This window comes from Rhizobium mayense, from assembly GCF_030272705.1.
GTDB classification, from domain to species: domain Bacteria; phylum Pseudomonadota; class Alphaproteobacteria; order Rhizobiales; family Rhizobiaceae; genus Rhizobium; species Rhizobium mayense.
Genome location: NZ_JARFYM010000001.1, coordinates 115,651 through 131,945 on the forward strand (window position 1 = coordinate 115,651; position 16,295 = coordinate 131,945).

A 16,295-nucleotide genomic window follows, 5' to 3' on the forward strand; every position below is an offset into this window, starting at 1 on the left:
TATCGTTAATTGGCAAGCAAAAGTTTTTTAACGTGTCCGGGAGAGCACACTGCCGTAACGCAAGTGTGTTAGCGCGAATCGGAAATTTTCCCTCGCTGAGAACGATTTTCTAAGGTTTTTGTATCGTTTGCGATATAATTTCGGCGAAAATTTCCCAAACAACATACTCAGAATCAGTCTTTCGGATCATTCGAAAAAAATTCACTAAGGGCAGCGTAAAACAGCCATAACGGGTATTCGGGGCAAATTTTTAGGCGGCGACACTGCGCCGTCGGACGAGTTCCGGCACCAATTCAACTGCAAGCATGGCGATAAACATCAAGGCACAGCCGGCATAGCCGAGCGGTCCCATGGTCTCGCCGAGCAGCAAGCTACCCAGCGAGGCGCCGAACAGCGCCTCTGACGAGAGGAAGATCGCAGCCTGAGGCGCGGTTGTGTAGCGCTGACCGATGACCTGCAGCACGAATGCAAGGCCGGAGGAAAAGATGCCGACATAGAGGATTTGGCCGAGCGCGCCTTGAATGTCGGCGATGCTGATCGGCTCGGCAACCACGGCGACGGCAAGAGCGGCGACCGCGGTGACGGCAAACTGCATGGCGGAGATTCCGAGCGGCCGACCGGTCTCACTGACGGAAGAGCCGGCAAGAGTGATCTGCGCTGCCCAGAAAAGGGCGCAGACCACAGTCAGGAAATCGCCGACGGTGAGCCGCGAAAAGGAGCCGCCGGACAATAAATAGATGCCGCCGAGGGCCGTTGTTGCGGCCGGCCAGATGATCCAATGCGGCGGTCGGCGCAGGAAGACGACGGCGATCAGCGGCACGAAGACGACGTAGAGGCCGGTGATGAAGCTGGAATTGGTGACGGTCGTCGTCAGCAGTCCGATCTGCTGCGTTGCCGCTCCGCCGAAGAGTGCGACGCCGATGAGAAAGAAGGAAAGCCAATTCCGCCGTGTCAGCGGCTTCCTTGTCTTGCGGTTTTCCATCCAGACGAAGGGCAGGACGACGATCGTGGCGACGGCGAAGCGCAGGCCGATGAACCAGAACGGCCCGATGGCCTTCATCGCCGTCGACTGCGCGACGAAACCGCCGCCCCATATGGCGGCCGCCAACAACAACACCAAATTCGCCTGTATGCGAGTCATCAATATCCTACGGAAGGGGGAGGAAGGGGGAAACCGACGGTTAGCAGCTGCTTCTCCTCGGGGCAAGGCGAAAGACGCCGGCGGCGGCGCGCTATTCTGCCGCTCTGGAAACGCGCAGCAACGCGCCGTCATCTTCGTCCGTCGTAATCAACAGCGCGCCGTCCGGCGCGACCAGGACATCGCGCAGCCGGCCGAAATCACCGTTGAACATGCGTTCACGTTCGGTCACCTTGCCGCTACCGTCGCGATCGAGACGTGACAACAACTTGAATTTCAGCGCGGCGACAAGGAAATCGCCTTTCCATTCCGGAAACATCCGACCGCGATAGACGGCGATGGCGCCGGGTGCGATAGACGGGTCCCAATAGAAGATCGGCTGCTCCATGCCCTGTTTGGCCGTACCAATGCCGACCTTGGTGCCGTCATAGTTACGTCCATAGGAAATGACCGGCCAGCCGTAGTTCTTGCCCGCTTCCGGCGTGTTGATCTCGTCGCCGCCTTTGGGGCCGTGTTCAACCGTATAGAGCTTGCTATCGGCGGCATCGAAGGTGATGCCTTCCGGATTGCGATGTCCTTTGGACCAAATTTCCGGCAAAGCCTTTACGCCGTCCCTGAACGGATTGTCGGCGGGAATACTGCCGTCAGGCCCGATATGGATGATCGAACCGGCATCGTCGTGGAAATCCTGGGCGCGATCCTGTTCGAAGCGGTCACCCAGGCTGACGAACAGGCTGCCGTCCTTGGCGATTGCAATGCGCGAGCCATACTGCAGGTCGCCGCGCGACATCTTATTCATCACGAAAATGCGCTTTACATCGGTCAGCCGCCGTTCGTCCGGCGACAGGACCGCGCGGAAGACCGCCGTGCCGCTGCCTCCGTTCTCGGCAATGGAGGCGGTGAAATAAATTGTGCGATTGCTGGCGAATTTCGGATCGAGGGCCACGTCGAGCAAGCCGCCCTGGCCGTGGGCATAGACATCCGGCAGGCCGGTGATCGGAGCGGACACTTTGCCGTCACGGATGATGCGCATGTGGCCCGGCCGCTCGGTCACGAGGTAGGCGCCGTCCGGCAGCACTTCGACTGCCCAGGGATGATTGAGCCCGCTTGCGATCGTCTCGACCTTGACCTTGACCTTCTGCGTGTCGATCGTCTTGGCCGGCGCGGCGAGAGCAGCATTTACTGTCAGCAGCGCGGAAGCCGCAGCGATAACGCAATATCCCTTTCCGTGAAGGCGCTTCAATCCGTCTCCTCCCTTCGGCGGGCCATGTAAGCAACGTGGGGTGGGCGGATTGTTGGTCAAGGCGCTCCGGCCGCGATAACGGCTTTGTGTCCATCGAAGCCGTCTGTTTGCGTGGCGTGACCTGCTTGTCGCTGGTTTCCACCAGTTCGGCACCAATGATATAACGCCGCAGCCCCGGAAATAACGTCACTGTGACGCCTTTGTGCTTGAAACGGCGGCCTACATTCGACATAGAGCTTAGCGCAGAAATCTGGTCCACAGGCTTTCTGCCCATTTCAACCGAATAGGACCGATCATCATGGCCTTTCTTGCCGACGCTCTTTCCCGTGTAAAGCCTTCTGCCACTATCGCTGTTTCCCAGAAAGCGCGCGATCTGAAAGCAAAAGGACGCGACGTGATCGGCCTCGGTGCCGGCGAGCCCGATTTTGATACGCCGGATAATATCAAGAAAGCCGCCATCGACGCGATCAACCGCGGCGAGACGAAGTACACACCGGTTTCCGGCATTCCGGAACTGCGCAAGGCAATCGCTGCGAAGTTCAAGCGCGAGAACAATCTCGACTATACCTGGGAGCAGACGATCGTCGGCACCGGTGGCAAGCAGATCCTGTTCAACGCCTTCATGGCGACGCTGAACGCCGGCGATGAAGTCGTCATCCCGACGCCATACTGGGTATCCTACCCGGAAATGGTGGCGCTTTGCGGCGGTACCCCGGTTTTCGTCGCGACGACGCAGGCGAATAACTTCAAGCTCCAGCCTGCCGATCTTGAAGCTGCGATCACGCCGAAGACCAAGTGGTTCATGTTCAACTCGCCGTCGAACCCGTCGGGCGCTGCTTATTCGCATGCCGAGCTGAAGGCTCTGACGGACGTACTGGTCAAACATCCGCATGTCTGGATCCTGACCGACGACATGTATGAGCACCTGACCTATGGCGAGTTCAAGTTCGCTACCCCGGTCGAAGTCGAGCCAAGCCTCTATGACCGCACGCTGACGATGAACGGCGTCTCCAAGGCCTATGCGATGACTGGCTGGCGTATCGGCTATGCGGCAGGCCCGCTGCAGCTCATCAAGGCGATGGACATGATCCAGGGTCAGCAGACCTCGGGTGCGACCTCGATCGCCCAGTGGGCTGCCGTCGAAGCGCTGAATGGCACGCAAGATTTCATTCCGCGCAACAAGAAGATCTTCGAAGGCCGCCGCGACCTCGTGGTGTCTATGCTGAACCAGGCGAAGGGCATTTCCTGCCCTGTGCCGGAAGGCGCTTTCTACGTCTACCCGTCCTGTGCTGGCCTGATCGGCAAGACCGCGCCGACCGGCAAGGTCATCGAGACGGACGAAGATTTCGTGTCGGAACTGCTGGAATCGGAAGGTGTTGCCGTCGTTCACGGCTCCGCCTTCGGTCTCGGCCCGAACTTCCGCATTTCCTACGCGACCTCGGAAGAGCTTCTCGAGGAAGCATGCCGCCGCATCCAGCGCTTCTGTGCGGCTTGCAAGTAAGCGATTATTAGTCCTTCAAATGAAAAGCCCGCCAGAGATGGCGGGCTTTTTGCATTCAGGCCGATGATTTCGGGTTCGTCAAATGATTCAAGCGCTTAAGACTTTGAGTCCGCCTGTTGGCGCAAGTCCTTGAAATCAAGGTCAAAGCCCCAATCCGGTCAGCATGATGAAGGTGGCGAAGAGAATAAAGTGGGTCATGCCTTCGATGGCGTTGGTTTCGCCATCGTTGAGGTTGATGGCGGCGGCGATGAGGGTGATCATGATCATCACGGTCTGCACAGGCGACATGGCCATGATGAAGGGCTGACCGGTATAGAGCGCGATCGCCTCCATGACCGGCACCGTGAGAATGACGGTCGAGAGCGAGGCGCCCATGGCGATGTTGATCGTGGCCTGCATGCGGTTGCGCAGCGCCGCCCGCAAGGCTGTCAGGATTTCAGGGGCGGCGGAAATGGCGGCGACGACGATAGCGGCAATCGCCGGTGGCGCTCCGCTATTCCTAAGGCCGACATCCATGAAGGCCGACATGAATTCAGCAAGCCCGCCGATCAATATGACGCCGGCCAGGATCGTGACGATCGAGGCAGTCGTTGACTCTTCGCCATGGTGATCCTCTTCCGCGCCATGTTTCTTCTCAACGCGCGGATAGGTGTAGCTGAAGAAATAGCTGTGCTTGCCCACCTGCATGCGCAGAAACAGCGCATAGAGCGCGATCATCGCGACGATGGTGAAGGCTGAGTAGTAATGCCATTTCGCGTCTGGGATGAATTCCGGCACGATCATCGAAATTCCCATGGCCGTGAAGATCATCACACCATAGGTCTTGCTGGAATCGTCGTTGTAAGGCTGCTCGCCGTGCTTCAGGCCGCCGAGAAGGGCGGCGAGGCCGAGGATGCCGTTGATGTCGAGCATGACGGCCGAATAGATCGTGTCGCGCACTAATGTCGGCGAGCTTTCGCCGCTTATCAGGATCGCCAGCATGATCACTTCAACGGAGACGGCCGACAGCGTCAGGATCATCGTGCCATAGGGATCGCCGACTTTCGTCGCCAGAATTTCGGCGTGATGGGCGACACGCATGGAGACGAGTATGATGGTTGCAATCAGTGCGGTTGCCGCCAACAGCGATGCGGCCTGTCCCATATCCAGCACCGCATGTTCGCCAAAATAGGCGATTACACCGACGGCAAATGCAATGATCAGGAACGTTTCCCGCTTCAGCCAGCTTGATGTCGCCAAGGTCCCCACCTCTCGTACAGATTCACTTTCTCAGTCTAAATCAGTGATTTCCCACATCAAGCATGCGCGTAGATGACAAAATTTGCAGTCCGGGCCGTTTAATGGAATACTATCGAGATCGGTCTGCCCAACCCAATATCGCGGCATCCTTGCAAATCGTCTCAAATGGACCGCGGTCCCGCCGGGTGGCACCCGGATCCTAAGGTCTTGGCAGAGGAAAAGGAGGTATGCATGGTCAAGGTCACTTACGAAATCGTGCCACATGATGGCGGATGGGCGTATCGTTTTGGCGACGTCTATTCCGAGGCGTTTCCGACCCATTCCGAAGCGGTAGAGGCGGCCAGGATCGTGGCGGCCGAGCAGCAGATTGGCGGCGATTCGGCCGAGATCAGTTGGCAGGACGAGCGGGGCAAATGGCACGAAGAATATACCGACGGCGGCGATCGACCGGAAACGGAGGTTGTCGACGGCAAGGTGCATTTTCCGCCGGTCGATACGGCTCCCGGTGCCTAAAGTTCAGCCGGATTGCTCGTTGGCATGATCTTTACCGCTCTGCGCCGGCTTTGACGTAGTCGAGTAACCCCGTCACCAGTGCATCGAACGTCACGCGGCACCGCGGTGATGTCTTCAGGTTTTCGTGCATTGCGACCCAGGTATCGAGCGATATTTCGATCTCGGGCAGCAGCCGGACGAGATTCTCATCCCTTTTTGCCAGCGGCACTTGATAGAAGCCGATACCTATGCCGGCACGCAACGCGTTATGATGGACGATGCTGTGGTCTGACTTGAAAGCGAAGGGAATGTCCCCAAACATCGGGTAGCGCTTCAACATGGCGCGAATGAAGGCGGTCTGGCGGTCGAAGCCGATCAGCTTGTGCTCGCGCAGTTCGCCGACGCTTTTCGGTTCGCCATATCGTTCGAGATAGTTGCGATGCGCGAAGAAGCCGAGGGGGATGGTGCCGATACGACGCGCGAGCAGCGCATCCTGGGCCGGGACCACCATACGCACGGCAATATCAGCTTCGCGCTGCAACAGGTCTTCCACATTGTCTGATGCCGACAGTTCGATCGTCAGGTCGGGATGTGCCGCCTGTAGCTCGGCCAGGATTGGCGGCAGGACTTCGGTGCCGATCACCTCGCTGGCGCTGATGCGCACCGTGCCACTGATGCTGTCGCGCGCTCCGGAGGCCGCGCGGAGCAGGGCAGCGGTAGTACTCGCCAGCGTCTCGGCATAGGGCCTGAGGGCAAGCGCCGCATCTGTTGGAAGCAGACCTTGCTGCGAGCGGGTAAAGAGTTCGCTGCCAACGGCTTGTTCCAGCGCATCGATATGGCGGCCGATGGTCGGCTGGGTCAGGCCGAGGTCTCGAGCGGCAGCCGACAGCGAGCCGTGATGGAGCACGGCAAGGAAGGTGCGGTAGAAATCCCAGCTCGGTTCCGATGTTGTCATAAATTTTTGTATATCATATCCAGATTTTTCGGCAATTTCGTTTACCGTGGTTGCGCAGCATAGTCAGCTCATCAAACCGATGGAGATGACGATGACTGAGCAGATGAACAATGGAAAGACCGCTCTTATCCTGGGCGCCACCGGCGGTATCGGCGGTACCGTGGCGCGCACGCTCGCCGCCCGCGGCTGGTGCATCAAGGCCCTGAACCGCAATGCGGCGGAAGCTGCGCGGCGCGAGCCCGGCCTCGACTGGGTGCAGGGCGATGCGATGCAGGCAAGCGATGTGTTGAAGGCGGCTGCGGGTGTCGATGTGATCGTACATGCCGTCAATCCGCCCGGCTACCGGAACTGGGCGCAACTCGTCCTGCCAATGTTGAACAGCACGATTGCAGCGGCAAAAGCCGTCGGTGCGCGGATCGTCCTCCCCGGCACCGTTTATAATTTCGGACCGGATGTCTTTCCTGACGTCACGGAGGAGAGTCCGCAGAACCCCAGGACACGCAAGGGCGCGATCCGCGTCGAGATGGAGAAGCGGCTGAAAGCGGCGGCGGAGAGCGGCACGCCGGTCATCATCGTACGCGCCGGTGATTTCTTCGGCCAGGCCACCAATAGCTGGTTTTCGCAGGGCATCGTCAAGCCCGACAAGCCGGTGACATCGGTCACCAATCCGGGCAGCGCCGGCATCGGCCATCAATGGGCCTATCTGCCGGATGTCGCCGAAACGATGGTCCGCCTGATCGAGAAGGGCGACGCGCTTCCTGCCTTTGCCGTCTATCACATGCGCGGTCATTGGGATGGCGACGGTCGGCAGATGGTTGCCGCGATCGAGCGTGTCGTCGGGCATAAGGTCAAAGAGAAGGCATTTCCCTGGTGGATTCTGCCGTTCGCCGCACCCTTCGTGACAGTCATGAGAGAGTTGCGGGAAATGCGCTACCTCTGGGATGTGCCGTTGCAGATGCGCAACGACAAGCTGGTGGCAGTCCTTGGTGAGGAGCCGCATACCCCGATCGACGAGGCGGTGAAGGCGAGCCTTGTGGCAATCGGCTGCTTACCGGCGCGATGAGCGCGGGGGTCAGATCTGGAGTTCGGCGAGCGCAATCCTGGTGACGCTGAAATCCGACTCGGCATTTCTGGTATCGCCGTCGCTGAGGAACCAGGCGGCGGAAAGGCCGGCATAGGCGACGATCCAATGCAGCATTCGCTTCGGCTCCAGCCTTGCTTCGGTGCACACGATCGGCAATTGCCGCTGCAGGCGACCGGGGGCGGTGACGATGGGGAGTTCCGGATTGCAGAAGGCGTTGGCGAAATCGTAACCGCGTTCGCCGTAGACGCGCTTTGGGTCAATGGCGAGCCAGCCACGGTAGCCGAAATCCATAATATTCCCGTGGTGGATGTCGCCGTGCAGCACCGTAAGGTCGCGTTGATCGGCGAGCAGGTGACGCGCTATCCCGGCGCACGTGGCGAGGAGACCACCATGGGCGCGTGCGGCCGGCTCCAACTCCCGAAACCAGCGGTCAAGAGGGACCAGATCCGGCAACGGCGTTGCCCGCGGCGCGTGAAGCTTTGCGGCCGTGCGGCAGATGATCCGGCTCGCCTCGTCATCATTGCCGTCCATTGCCATCGTCAGCAGAGAGCCCGGTCCGGTCGCCCGTTCCAGAAGAGCGGCGTCGCTATCATGTTCGTAGACATGCGCAGCGCCGTCGCCGTTCCACCAGCGCAGGACCTGGCTGCCGAGTTTCTCGTCAATATCAAGCGCGACTTTCAGCATGGCGGGCAAGCCGCACCAGATAACCGGCAGGAGATGGCTGGAACGGGTGATGATTGCCTCGCCATCCGGCGTGAGCGACCAGCGCTTCAGGTAGGGCTCAAACATGCGGGTACTCTAGAGCGGGTCAGCTTTTCAGGGAATCTCAGAACCGCTCAATCTTTATGCTATTTCGCAATCCCGGACGGAAAACCGCTTCGCACTTTTCCTGGAATTGCTCTAGCGGCTATCCTCAAAAAGAAAATCCCGCCTTGCAGCGGGATTTTCCATCAGGGTCGAAGCGGTGGGAGTTAAGCCGCTTCGTCCAGGGTCGGATAATCGGCGTAGCCGTTTTCGCCGCCGCCATAAAGCGTGGCCTGGTCGAGGGCTGCGAGCGGTGCGTTTTCCTTCAGCCGGCGAACGAGATCCGGGTTGGAAATGAAGGGCTTGCCGAAGGCAACGACGTCGGCCTTGCCGCTGTCGACCGCTTCGATCGCCATTTCGCGACTATAGCCGTTGTTGAGCATCCAGGCAGACTTGCCGCTCGCAGCCTTATAGGCGGCGTGCAGGGCGTCATAGTCGAAGGGCAGGAAGTCACGCGCGCCGCTGGTCTGGCCTTCGACGACGTGAATATAGGCGAGGCCGTACTTGGCCAGACCTTCGATGACATAGGTGAAAAGCGCCTGCGGATGCGGATCACTGGAATCACCTGACGGCGTTACCGGCGAGATGCGGATCGCGGTGCGACCGGCTCCGACCTCCTTGGTCACGGCGTCGACCACCTCGAAGAGGAAGCGGGCGCGGTTTTCGATCGAGCCGCCATACTGGTCGGTGCGATCGTTGACGCCGGCGCGCAGGAACTGGTCGATGAGATAGCCGTTGGCGCCATGGATTTCGACGCCGTCAAAACCGGCTTCGATCGCGGCGCGGGCGGCCTTGCGGTAGTCCTCGATGATCCCCGGAATTTCGGAGGCGTCAAGAGCGCGAGGTTCCGAGACATCGGTAAAGCCGCCGCTGCCGTCACTGTTTACCAGATAGGTCTTGGCATTGGCGCGCTTGGAGGTGGAGGAGACGGGCTTGCCACCATTCGGCTGCAGCGTGGTGTGGGAAATACGGCCGACATGCCACATCTGCACGACGATCTTGCCGCCATTGGCGTGCACGGCATCGGTCACTTTCTTCCAGCCGTCGAGGGCTTCCTTGCTGTAGAGGCCGGGTACGTCGGCATAGCCCTGGCCCTGGTGGGTGATGGCAGTCGCTTCGGTGATGATGAGGCCGGCGGTGGCGCGCTGGGCATAATATTTGACGTTCAGGTCGTTCGGAATCGCATTCGGAGAGCGATTACGCGTCAGCGGCGCCATGACGATGCGGTTGGCGAGGGAGATATCGCCAAGTTTCGTCGGTTCGAAGAGTTTGGTCATGGGAGGTCCTTTCTCAGTATTCGAGTATGATGAGGGAGGGGTCTTAGGAGGAGGCGAGGGCGGCGCTTTTCGCTTTGACGGTCGCGAAGGTCAATGCCACGGCGGCAAGGCCGAGCAGGGCCATGGCAGCACCGGCAAGCGGCACATGCGACAGTGAGAAGCCGGCGTCGATGACGGCACCACCGACCCAGGCGCCGAGCGCATTGCCGGTATTGAAGGCACCGATGTTGATCGTCGACACCAGGTTCGGCGCATCCTTGCCGAAACCGACGACGTTGATCTGCAGCGCAGGCACGGCGGCGAAGCTCGCAGCAGCCCAGAGGAAGAGGGTGATTTCGGCTGGGATGAAGGAATGGCTGGTGATGCTGAAGATGGCGGAGGTCAGCGCGATTGCCGCGAAGACGCCGGCAAGTGTGGTGCCGAGACGCCAGTCGGCCAGCTTGCCGCCGATGAGATTGCCGATGGTCAAGCCGACGCCGATGAGCAACAGCGTCAAGGTTACCCATTGCGGAGATACGCCGGTTACGTCGCGCAGCAGCGGCGCAATATAGGTGAACAGTGCGAACATGGCGGCGGAGAAGAACACCGTCGTCAGCAGCGACAGCCACAGGCCAACACCGCGCAACGCGGATATTTCGCGGGCAAGATTGCCCTGACGAACTTCCTCGCCTTTGGGCAGGATAAGCATCAAGCCGGCCAGCGAGGCGACGCCGAGCAGGGTGACGATCCAGAAGGGCGCGCGCCAACCGAAGGCCTGGCCAAATGCGGTGCCAAGCGGCACACCGAGCACATTGGCAAGCGTCAGGCCAGTGAACATCAATGCGACGGCGCGGGCCTTGCGATCGTCGGCAACTAGGCTTGCGGCAACGACCGAGCCGATGCCGAAGAAGGCGCCATGGCAAAGCGCGGTGACGATGCGAGCAATCATCAGGACCCAATAGCCGGGTGCGATGGCGCAGAGCAGGTTACCGAGTATGAAGAAGCCCATCAGCATGATCAGCGCCGAACGGCGGCGCAGGTGCGCCGTCGAGACAGCCATGATCGGCGCGCCGATCGCCACGGCCAGCGCGTAGCCAGTGACCAGCCAGCCGGCTTGGGGGATGGTGACGGCGAGATCGGCGGAAACTTCGGGCAGCAGGCCCATGATGACGAATTCAGTTGTCCCGATGGCAAAGGAGCTCAGTGCCAGGACAAGGAGTGCAAGCGGCATATCAAAGTTCCTTTTGCAGGGTCGCGAGGAATTCAGCGATGGTTTCCTCGTTACGCTTGTAGAAAATCCATTGGCCGAGGCGCCTGGTGCTCACCAGGCCGGCGCGATGCAAAGTGCCAAGATGGGCGGAGACGGTGGACTGCGACAGGCCGCAACGCTCGAACTGACTGGCACAGACGCCCAGCTCCAACGGATGTTCCTGGGTCGAAAAATGTACCTGCGGATCTTTGAGCTGGTTGAGGATTTCGAGCCTGGCCGGGTGGGCCAATGCCTTCAGTATCTCAGTTTTGTCCATGGTGTTCACCAGGTCTATATCGAAAAGAGACGATTTATGTATCGTCGATTTTCGATATATCAAGATGCGCGGCAGCAAATTATTTTATGCAAGGCGCGCCGGCGATGTGCTCAGAAATTGGGCAAAAAAAGAGGGCCACCGGAGTAAACCAGGGCCCTATAGGTGTGAAGGTTAAAAACCTCCAGAGGGGAACAGCTGCTGCGGTGGAACTGGGAGGAAAAGCCACCATGTGCATCAGCTGTGTGCTATATGATGCTAATTTGTGCAGTGCGCAATGCTTTTTTGTGCATGGCAGTTATGCGTTTGCTACGTCGGGTGCAAAAAGGCAAAAAAAAGGGCCACCGGTAACAACCAGGGCCCTATAGGTATGAAGGTTAAAAACCTCCAGAGGGGAACAGCCAATGCGGTGGAACTGGGAGGAAAAGCCACCAAATGCATCAGCTGGCGTGGGATATGGTAGCTAAATGGGCAGGCTTCAACTCTATTTTTATGCATATCAGCCATGCGTCATACGCGTAGCAGGTGTATCACTGCAAAAAAGACTTGTTTCTCAGAGTCTTAGCTGACTTAGAAGTTCCAGTTTCGAGCTTTTGCAACGATAAAATCCCGAAAAACCTTTAGTTTGGCGGCATTTTTCATTTCGTCGGGATAGCAGAAATAGGTGTCGAAGGACGGCACGTCGGCGTTGATCGCGAGCTGAATGAGTCCCGGGTCGCGACCGACAATGTAGTCCGGCAGCACGGCGATGCCGATGCCGAGCAGGCAGGCGCGCTTGATCGAGGTCTGGCTGTTGATCTGCAGATGCGGAGCGCGCTTGTTGTCCGACGAGCGGCCCGCGATTTCCAGCCAGTTGACGTCAAGCAGATAGTTCGGCGCCGGTTCGCCGAAGCTGATGATGCGGTGATTGTCCAGATCCTCCACCGATTGCGGTTCGCCATGTCGGTTGATGTAGGAGGGGGCAGCGTAGACATGCATGTGCACGGTGAAGAGCTTGCGCTGGATCAAATCCGACTGTTGCGGCTGGCGGAGGCGGATGGCGCAGTCGGCATGGCGCATGTTCACGTCCAGCTCCTCGTTGTCGAGGATAAGCTGGATCGACATGTCGGGATAAAGCTGCAGGAACTCCTGGATCTTGTCGGTCAGCCAGCCTTGGCCGAGGCCGACCGTCGTCGTCACGCGCAGCTTGCCGCTCGGCTTGTCGGTCGTCTCGGTCAATTGCATCTTGACCGTTTCGAGCTTCAAGAGAACGTCATGCGCTGTACGATAAAGCAGTTCGCCCTGTTCGGTCAGGATCAGGCCGCGAGCGTGGCGATGAAACAGCTTGATGCCGACATCCTGCTCGAGGGCGCTGACCTGACGGCTGATGGCGGATTGGGACAAATGCAGTTTGTCGGCTGCGTGCGTGAACGATCCCGCTTCGGCAGCCGCGTGAAAGATACGCAGCTTGTCCCAGTCCAATGGCATGCCGTTTCCCCTCATCGGCTGCATCACTCCGCAGCCACGGCGACGGGCATATGCCCGGTCAGGTAGCGTTCCGCTTCAAGTGCTGCCATGCAGCCCATCCCCGCTGCCGTGATCGCCTGTCGGAACGTATCGTCGGTCACATCGCCGGCGGCATAGATGCCCTCGACGCTGGTCGCGGTCGAATCCGGTGCGGTCCAGAGATAGCCATTGTCCTTGAGCTTCAGCTTGCCTTTGAAAAGCTCGGTCGCCGGTGCATGGCCGATTGCGACGAAAACGCCGTCGATCGTCACGTCGGTGACTACGCCGGTGCGGGTGTCGCGCAGGCGCGCGCCGGAAACCGACGGCGGCATCGGCGGCTTGGCCGGCGTGCCGGTGATTTCGGCGACTTCGGTATTCCAGAGGACATTGACGTTTGCCTTGGCGAACAGGCGCTCCTGCAGGATTTTTTCGGCGCGGAACGAATCGCGGCGATGTACGAGGGTAACCGACTTGGCGATGTTGGAGAGATAGAGCGCTTCCTCGACTGCGCTGTTGCCACCACCGACCACGATTACATCCTTGTTGCGATAGAAGAAGCCGTCGCAGGTGGCGCAGGCGGAAACGCCGAAGCCCTGGAAATGCTGTTCGCTCTCGATGCCGAGCCACTTGGCCTTGGCGCCGGTCGCGATGATCAACGTGTCGGCGGTCCAGACCTGGCCGCTATCGGTCCGAGCCACAAAAGGGCGCTGATTGGTGTCGACTTCGGTGACGAGATCGTTGACGATCTCGGCGCCAACATGTTGTGCCTGCTGCAGCATTTGCTCCATGAGCCACGGCCCCTGGATCGGATCGGCAAAGCCCGGATAGTTTTCGACGTCCGTGGTGATCATGAGCTGACCGCCCTGTTCAAGGCCGGCGATCAGAACCGGCTTCAGCATGGCGCGCGCGGCATAAACGGCAGCCGTATAGCCGGCGGGGCCGGAACCGATGATGAGCACCTTGGTGTGGCGGGCAGGCATGGTAAGTCCTTTCAATCTCAGCGTTTCGCAAGCGTCGGCTTCAAAATGGGTAAAGCAGGCGATTTCACGATCCGCCGACCCATTTATGATTGCCTTATGCATTTATTCAAGGGCAGCCTTGCATTACTAACAGGGCAAATCTGCTTTGTGTAAGATTCGGTTACGCGAGGGAAACTTTCTTGCGTATTTCCCCGCTTTATATAGAAGCTGCCGGTGGGGATTTAAAGAAAGTATAGAAGCTGCCGGTGGGGAATTAAGGAAAGGCAATAAAAGTGCTGCGGGCTGAACTCGACGCCATCGATATCAAGATCTTGCGGGAACTGCAGCGCGACGGTCGCATGACCAATGTCGAGCTCGCCGATCGTGTCGGCATCTCGGCGCCGCCCTGTCTTCGCAGGGTGCGCAAGCTGGAAGAGGCTGGTGTCATCGAGGGTTATCATGCCATGCTCAACAGCCCGAAGCTCGGTTTCGATCTCGTTGCGTTCTGCATGGTCGGTCTTAAGCATCAATCGGAGGCCAATCTGAAAGCTTTTGCCAGTGCGACGGCGGAGTGGCCGCTTGTGCGCCAGGCATGGATGGTGTCCGGCGACAGCGACTTCCTGCTGCATTGTGTTGCGGAAAACCTCACCCGGTTTCAGGATTTCGTCATCGAAGTGCTGACAGCGAATGAGCATGTCGATACGGTGCGCACCATGCTGACCATACGGCAGGTGAAGAAACTCGGCCTAGTGGAACTCTGAGACGATGGCTGACCGCCCCTGGCACCGATCACTGATCAAGACCGGCGCGCGCCTGCTGCTTGGCGGTTCGCGCGGCCATGTGCAGGACGGATTTCCAGGACTCAATGTCGTCCGGAGGAACGGCGCAGGGGAGGTATTTTATCGCCGCACGAAGGTTGCCGAACTCTCTTCCGCAGACCGTTTGCGTAAGCAGTCCAGCGGAATCATCCATGTGGTCGGTTCCGGCCCATCGATCCGCGACTGCGATCTGGCCGAACTGGAGAAAGGCAGCGCCATTCTGTTGAATGGCGCCATTGGATTGATCGGCGAGCAGATCGCCGTGCCACTTGCCATCGCCGTGGAGGACGAGCGTTTCGTCTGGCGGCATTCGGAGATGATGCTGGGCAAGATCAGGTCCGGCACGATTTGCCTGTTTTCCGTCGCCGTGCTGCGGGCGCTTTCGGAGCTCGACGGCCGCTGGCTCGCGGACAAGACAGTCATTCTGATCGATGACATCCGCAAGCCCTACGGCGCGCGCCGTCGTTCCGTCGATGACATGAAGCGGCTCGATTTTGTGCGGCTCAATACAACCGGCTCCGCCGGATTTTCCCTTGCGCCGGATCGCGGTGTTTTCCAAGGCGGCTCGGTCGCGGTGTCGGCGCTGCAGTTCGCGGTTTATTGCTCGCCCAAAACGATCGGCTTCCTCGGCATCGACATTTCCAATGCTGGTGAACCCCGCTTTTATGAAACCAGCGATGAAACCGCCTTTTCCGGTATCGCGCGGGCTGAAGCTCGCATCCTCGAACATTTTGTTCTGGCAAAGGAAATCGCCTCGGAGCGAGGCGTGACATTTGTCAACCATTCGCCGGTTTCGGCGCTATTGAAGTATGGATTTGGTTATGATGCCCGATTTGCCGCGGTATCGACGAACTGAGTTGCAGGGGACGGGCATATGGGTTGGCTGAAGCCCAAGATATCGGATGCGAAGCAGCTTACAATCGATCCGCCGAAGCCGCAGGAGGGCCGGCACGGCATCGCGATTGCCGTTTGCGTCAAGGATGAGGCGCGCTATATCGAGGAGTGGGTGCGCTTCCACCAGGCCGTCGGTATCCGTCACTTCTATATTTATGACAATGGTTCGACAGACGAGACCAACGCCATTCTGCGCGATCTCCTGGATGCCGACACGCTGACGATCATCCCTTGGACGGGACGTATGATCGACGCGACCACGGGCGCGCCTTTGAACGGTCAGGTCATCGTCTTTGCCCACGCCATCCTCAATTTCGGCGGCGCATACCGCTGGATGGCCTTCATCGACGTCGACGAATTCCTGCTGCCGAAAGAGGGGCGTACGGTGGAGCAGGCGCTCGAAGCCGTGGGCGACTTCCCGAATGTTTCGCTGCCATGGCACATGTTTGCCACCAGCGGCCATGAAACGCCACCTGGTGGTCCGCTGGCGTTGAACTACACGAGGCGCGGGGCCGATCCAATGACCCGCAAGGAAAATGTCAGTAATTTCAAATGTATCGTCGATCCCTGCGAGGTGATCGAAGTCAGCGTGCATCAGTTCAAGACACGGGAATTCGGCGATCTGACGGCGAACGATGCCGGAAAGCGTTTCACGCGCCGCGCACGCAAATCGCCGGATTTCTACTCGAACCGGTTCCTGCAGCTCAATCACTACTACACCAAATCCCGTGAAGAGCTGATGGCGAAGCTGGCGCGCGGATGGACCTATGATGCCTCGCCGACCAAGTATCGGGACAAGGTTTTGTCGATCGTCAAAAGCATCGAGGAAGATCTGATCGAGGATCGAGCCATGGTCGAGTTCATCGAGCGCAACCGTATCGACCTCGGCCAATAAGCCCGCCTG

At 59.2% G+C, this 16,295-nt stretch carries 16 protein-coding genes; 6 read left to right on the forward strand and 10 right to left on the reverse strand.

What is annotated here, in order from left to right:
• Positions 1-250 precede the first annotated feature (250 nt).
• Together PY649_RS00580 and PY649_RS00585 are read right to left on the reverse strand one after the other, a co-directional pair.
• Complete coding sequence (locus tag PY649_RS00580; protein ID WP_285866135.1) at positions 251-1,141, reverse strand: DMT family transporter; 891 nt, start codon at positions 1,139-1,141, stop codon at positions 251-253.
• Positions 1,142-1,232: 91 nt separating this feature from the next.
• Positions 1,233-2,381, reverse strand: coding sequence for a PQQ-dependent sugar dehydrogenase (locus tag PY649_RS00585; protein ID WP_285866136.1), 1,149 nt, complete (start codon positions 2,379-2,381; stop codon positions 1,233-1,235).
• Positions 2,382-2,679: 298 nt separating this feature from the next.
• Between PY649_RS00585 and PY649_RS00590 the strand changes: the two genes are divergently transcribed.
• Positions 2,680-3,882, forward strand: a complete 1,203-nt coding sequence (locus tag PY649_RS00590) for a pyridoxal phosphate-dependent aminotransferase (RefSeq protein WP_285866137.1) — start codon at positions 2,680-2,682, stop codon at positions 3,880-3,882.
• 141 nt (positions 3,883-4,023) lie between these two features.
• Here the strand turns inward: PY649_RS00590 and PY649_RS00595 are convergent, their stop codons facing one another.
• Positions 4,024-5,121 (reverse strand): calcium:cation antiporter, encoded by a 1,098-nt coding sequence (locus PY649_RS00595; RefSeq protein WP_285866138.1) that lies wholly within the window; start codon positions 5,119-5,121, stop codon positions 4,024-4,026.
• Between the two features lie 231 nt (positions 5,122-5,352).
• Here PY649_RS00595 and PY649_RS00600 point away from each other — a divergent pair, with 231 nt between their 5' ends.
• Entirely contained in the window at positions 5,353-5,634 is a 282-nt protein-coding gene (locus tag PY649_RS00600; protein WP_120704751.1) for a DUF2188 domain-containing protein, read from the forward strand.
• A 31-nt stretch (positions 5,635-5,665) separates the two neighbouring features.
• On the opposite strand, the gene PY649_RS00605 is transcribed toward PY649_RS00600, so the two are convergent.
• Positions 5,666-6,568: a LysR family transcriptional regulator gene (locus PY649_RS00605; RefSeq protein WP_285866139.1), complete on the reverse strand. Its 903-nt coding sequence runs from the start codon at positions 6,566-6,568 to the stop codon at positions 5,666-5,668.
• A 91-nt stretch (positions 6,569-6,659) separates the two neighbouring features.
• Between PY649_RS00605 and PY649_RS00610 the strand changes: the two genes are divergently transcribed.
• Positions 6,660-7,631 carry an NAD(P)H-binding protein gene (locus tag PY649_RS00610; RefSeq protein ID WP_285866140.1) on the forward strand — a complete coding sequence of 324 codons (972 nt, stop codon included), beginning with the start codon at positions 6,660-6,662 and terminating at the stop codon, positions 7,629-7,631.
• 9 nt (positions 7,632-7,640) lie between these two features.
• On the opposite strand, the gene PY649_RS00615 is transcribed toward PY649_RS00610, so the two are convergent.
• The 6 genes from PY649_RS00615 to trxB form a co-directional block, all read right to left on the reverse strand.
• Positions 7,641-8,441, reverse strand: coding sequence for an aminoglycoside phosphotransferase family protein (locus PY649_RS00615; RefSeq protein ID WP_285866141.1), 801 nt, complete (start codon positions 8,439-8,441; stop codon positions 7,641-7,643).
• A gap of 182 nt (positions 8,442-8,623) precedes the next feature.
• Positions 8,624-9,733: an alkene reductase gene (locus PY649_RS00620; RefSeq protein ID WP_285866142.1), complete on the reverse strand. Its 1,110-nt coding sequence runs from the start codon at positions 9,731-9,733 to the stop codon at positions 8,624-8,626.
• A gap of 43 nt (positions 9,734-9,776) precedes the next feature.
• Positions 9,777-10,943: an MFS transporter gene (locus PY649_RS00625; RefSeq protein ID WP_285866144.1), complete on the reverse strand. Its 1,167-nt coding sequence runs from the start codon at positions 10,941-10,943 to the stop codon at positions 9,777-9,779.
• A 1-nt stretch (position 10,944) separates the two neighbouring features.
• Entirely contained in the window at positions 10,945-11,238 is a 294-nt protein-coding gene (locus tag PY649_RS00630; RefSeq protein WP_285866145.1) for an ArsR/SmtB family transcription factor, read from the reverse strand.
• 567 nt (positions 11,239-11,805) lie between these two features.
• A complete protein-coding gene (locus PY649_RS00635) occupies positions 11,806-12,702 on the reverse strand; it encodes a LysR family transcriptional regulator VtlR (RefSeq protein ID WP_285866146.1) in 897 nt (298 codons plus the stop codon).
• Between the two features lie 23 nt (positions 12,703-12,725).
• Positions 12,726-13,700: a thioredoxin-disulfide reductase gene (gene trxB, locus PY649_RS00640; protein ID WP_285866147.1), complete on the reverse strand. Its 975-nt coding sequence runs from the start codon at positions 13,698-13,700 to the stop codon at positions 12,726-12,728.
• A 272-nt stretch (positions 13,701-13,972) separates the two neighbouring features.
• On the opposite strand from trxB, the gene PY649_RS00645 reads away from it, so the two are divergent.
• The 3 genes from PY649_RS00645 to PY649_RS00655 are packed head-to-tail and all read left to right on the forward strand — an operon-like array spanning position 13,973 to position 16,286.
• Complete coding sequence (locus PY649_RS00645) at positions 13,973-14,440, forward strand: Lrp/AsnC family transcriptional regulator (RefSeq protein ID WP_133705283.1); 468 nt, start codon at positions 13,973-13,975, stop codon at positions 14,438-14,440.
• Positions 14,441-14,444: 4 nt separating this feature from the next.
• Entirely contained in the window at positions 14,445-15,353 is a 909-nt protein-coding gene (locus PY649_RS00650; protein ID WP_285866148.1) for a glycosyl transferase, read from the forward strand.
• A gap of 18 nt (positions 15,354-15,371) precedes the next feature.
• Positions 15,372-16,286: a glycosyltransferase family 92 protein gene (locus PY649_RS00655; protein WP_285866149.1), complete on the forward strand. Its 915-nt coding sequence runs from the start codon at positions 15,372-15,374 to the stop codon at positions 16,284-16,286.
• Positions 16,287-16,295: the final 9 nt, after the last annotated feature.

Excerpts from the sequence above, each read along its gene's own strand:
- PY649_RS00580 (WP_285866135.1), bottom strand. The coding sequence starts at position 1,141 with ATGACTCGCATACAGGCGAATTTGGTGTTGTTGTTGGCGGCCGCCATA.
- PY649_RS00590 (WP_285866137.1), top strand. The coding sequence starts at position 2,680 with ATGGCCTTTCTTGCCGACGCTCTTTCCCGTGTAAAGCCTTCTGCCACT.
- PY649_RS00600 (WP_120704751.1), top strand. The coding sequence starts at position 5,353 with ATGGTCAAGGTCACTTACGAAATCGTGCCACATGATGGCGGATGGGCG.
- PY649_RS00605 (WP_285866139.1), bottom strand. The coding sequence starts at position 6,568 with ATGACAACATCGGAACCGAGCTGGGATTTCTACCGCACCTTCCTTGCC.
- PY649_RS00610 (WP_285866140.1), top strand. The coding sequence starts at position 6,660 with ATGACTGAGCAGATGAACAATGGAAAGACCGCTCTTATCCTGGGCGCC.
- PY649_RS00615 (WP_285866141.1), bottom strand. The coding sequence starts at position 8,441 with ATGTTTGAGCCCTACCTGAAGCGCTGGTCGCTCACGCCGGATGGCGAG.
- PY649_RS00620 (WP_285866142.1), bottom strand. The coding sequence starts at position 9,733 with ATGACCAAACTCTTCGAACCGACGAAACTTGGCGATATCTCCCTCGCC.
- PY649_RS00625 (WP_285866144.1), bottom strand. The coding sequence starts at position 10,943 with ATGCCGCTTGCACTCCTTGTCCTGGCACTGAGCTCCTTTGCCATCGGG.
- PY649_RS00630 (WP_285866145.1), bottom strand. The coding sequence starts at position 11,238 with ATGGACAAAACTGAGATACTGAAGGCATTGGCCCACCCGGCCAGGCTC.
- PY649_RS00635 (WP_285866146.1), bottom strand. The coding sequence starts at position 12,702 with ATGCCATTGGACTGGGACAAGCTGCGTATCTTTCACGCGGCTGCCGAA.
- trxB (WP_285866147.1), bottom strand. The coding sequence starts at position 13,700 with ATGCCTGCCCGCCACACCAAGGTGCTCATCATCGGTTCCGGCCCCGCC.
- PY649_RS00650 (WP_285866148.1), top strand. The coding sequence starts at position 14,445 with ATGGCTGACCGCCCCTGGCACCGATCACTGATCAAGACCGGCGCGCGC.
- PY649_RS00655 (WP_285866149.1), top strand. The coding sequence starts at position 15,372 with ATGGGTTGGCTGAAGCCCAAGATATCGGATGCGAAGCAGCTTACAATC.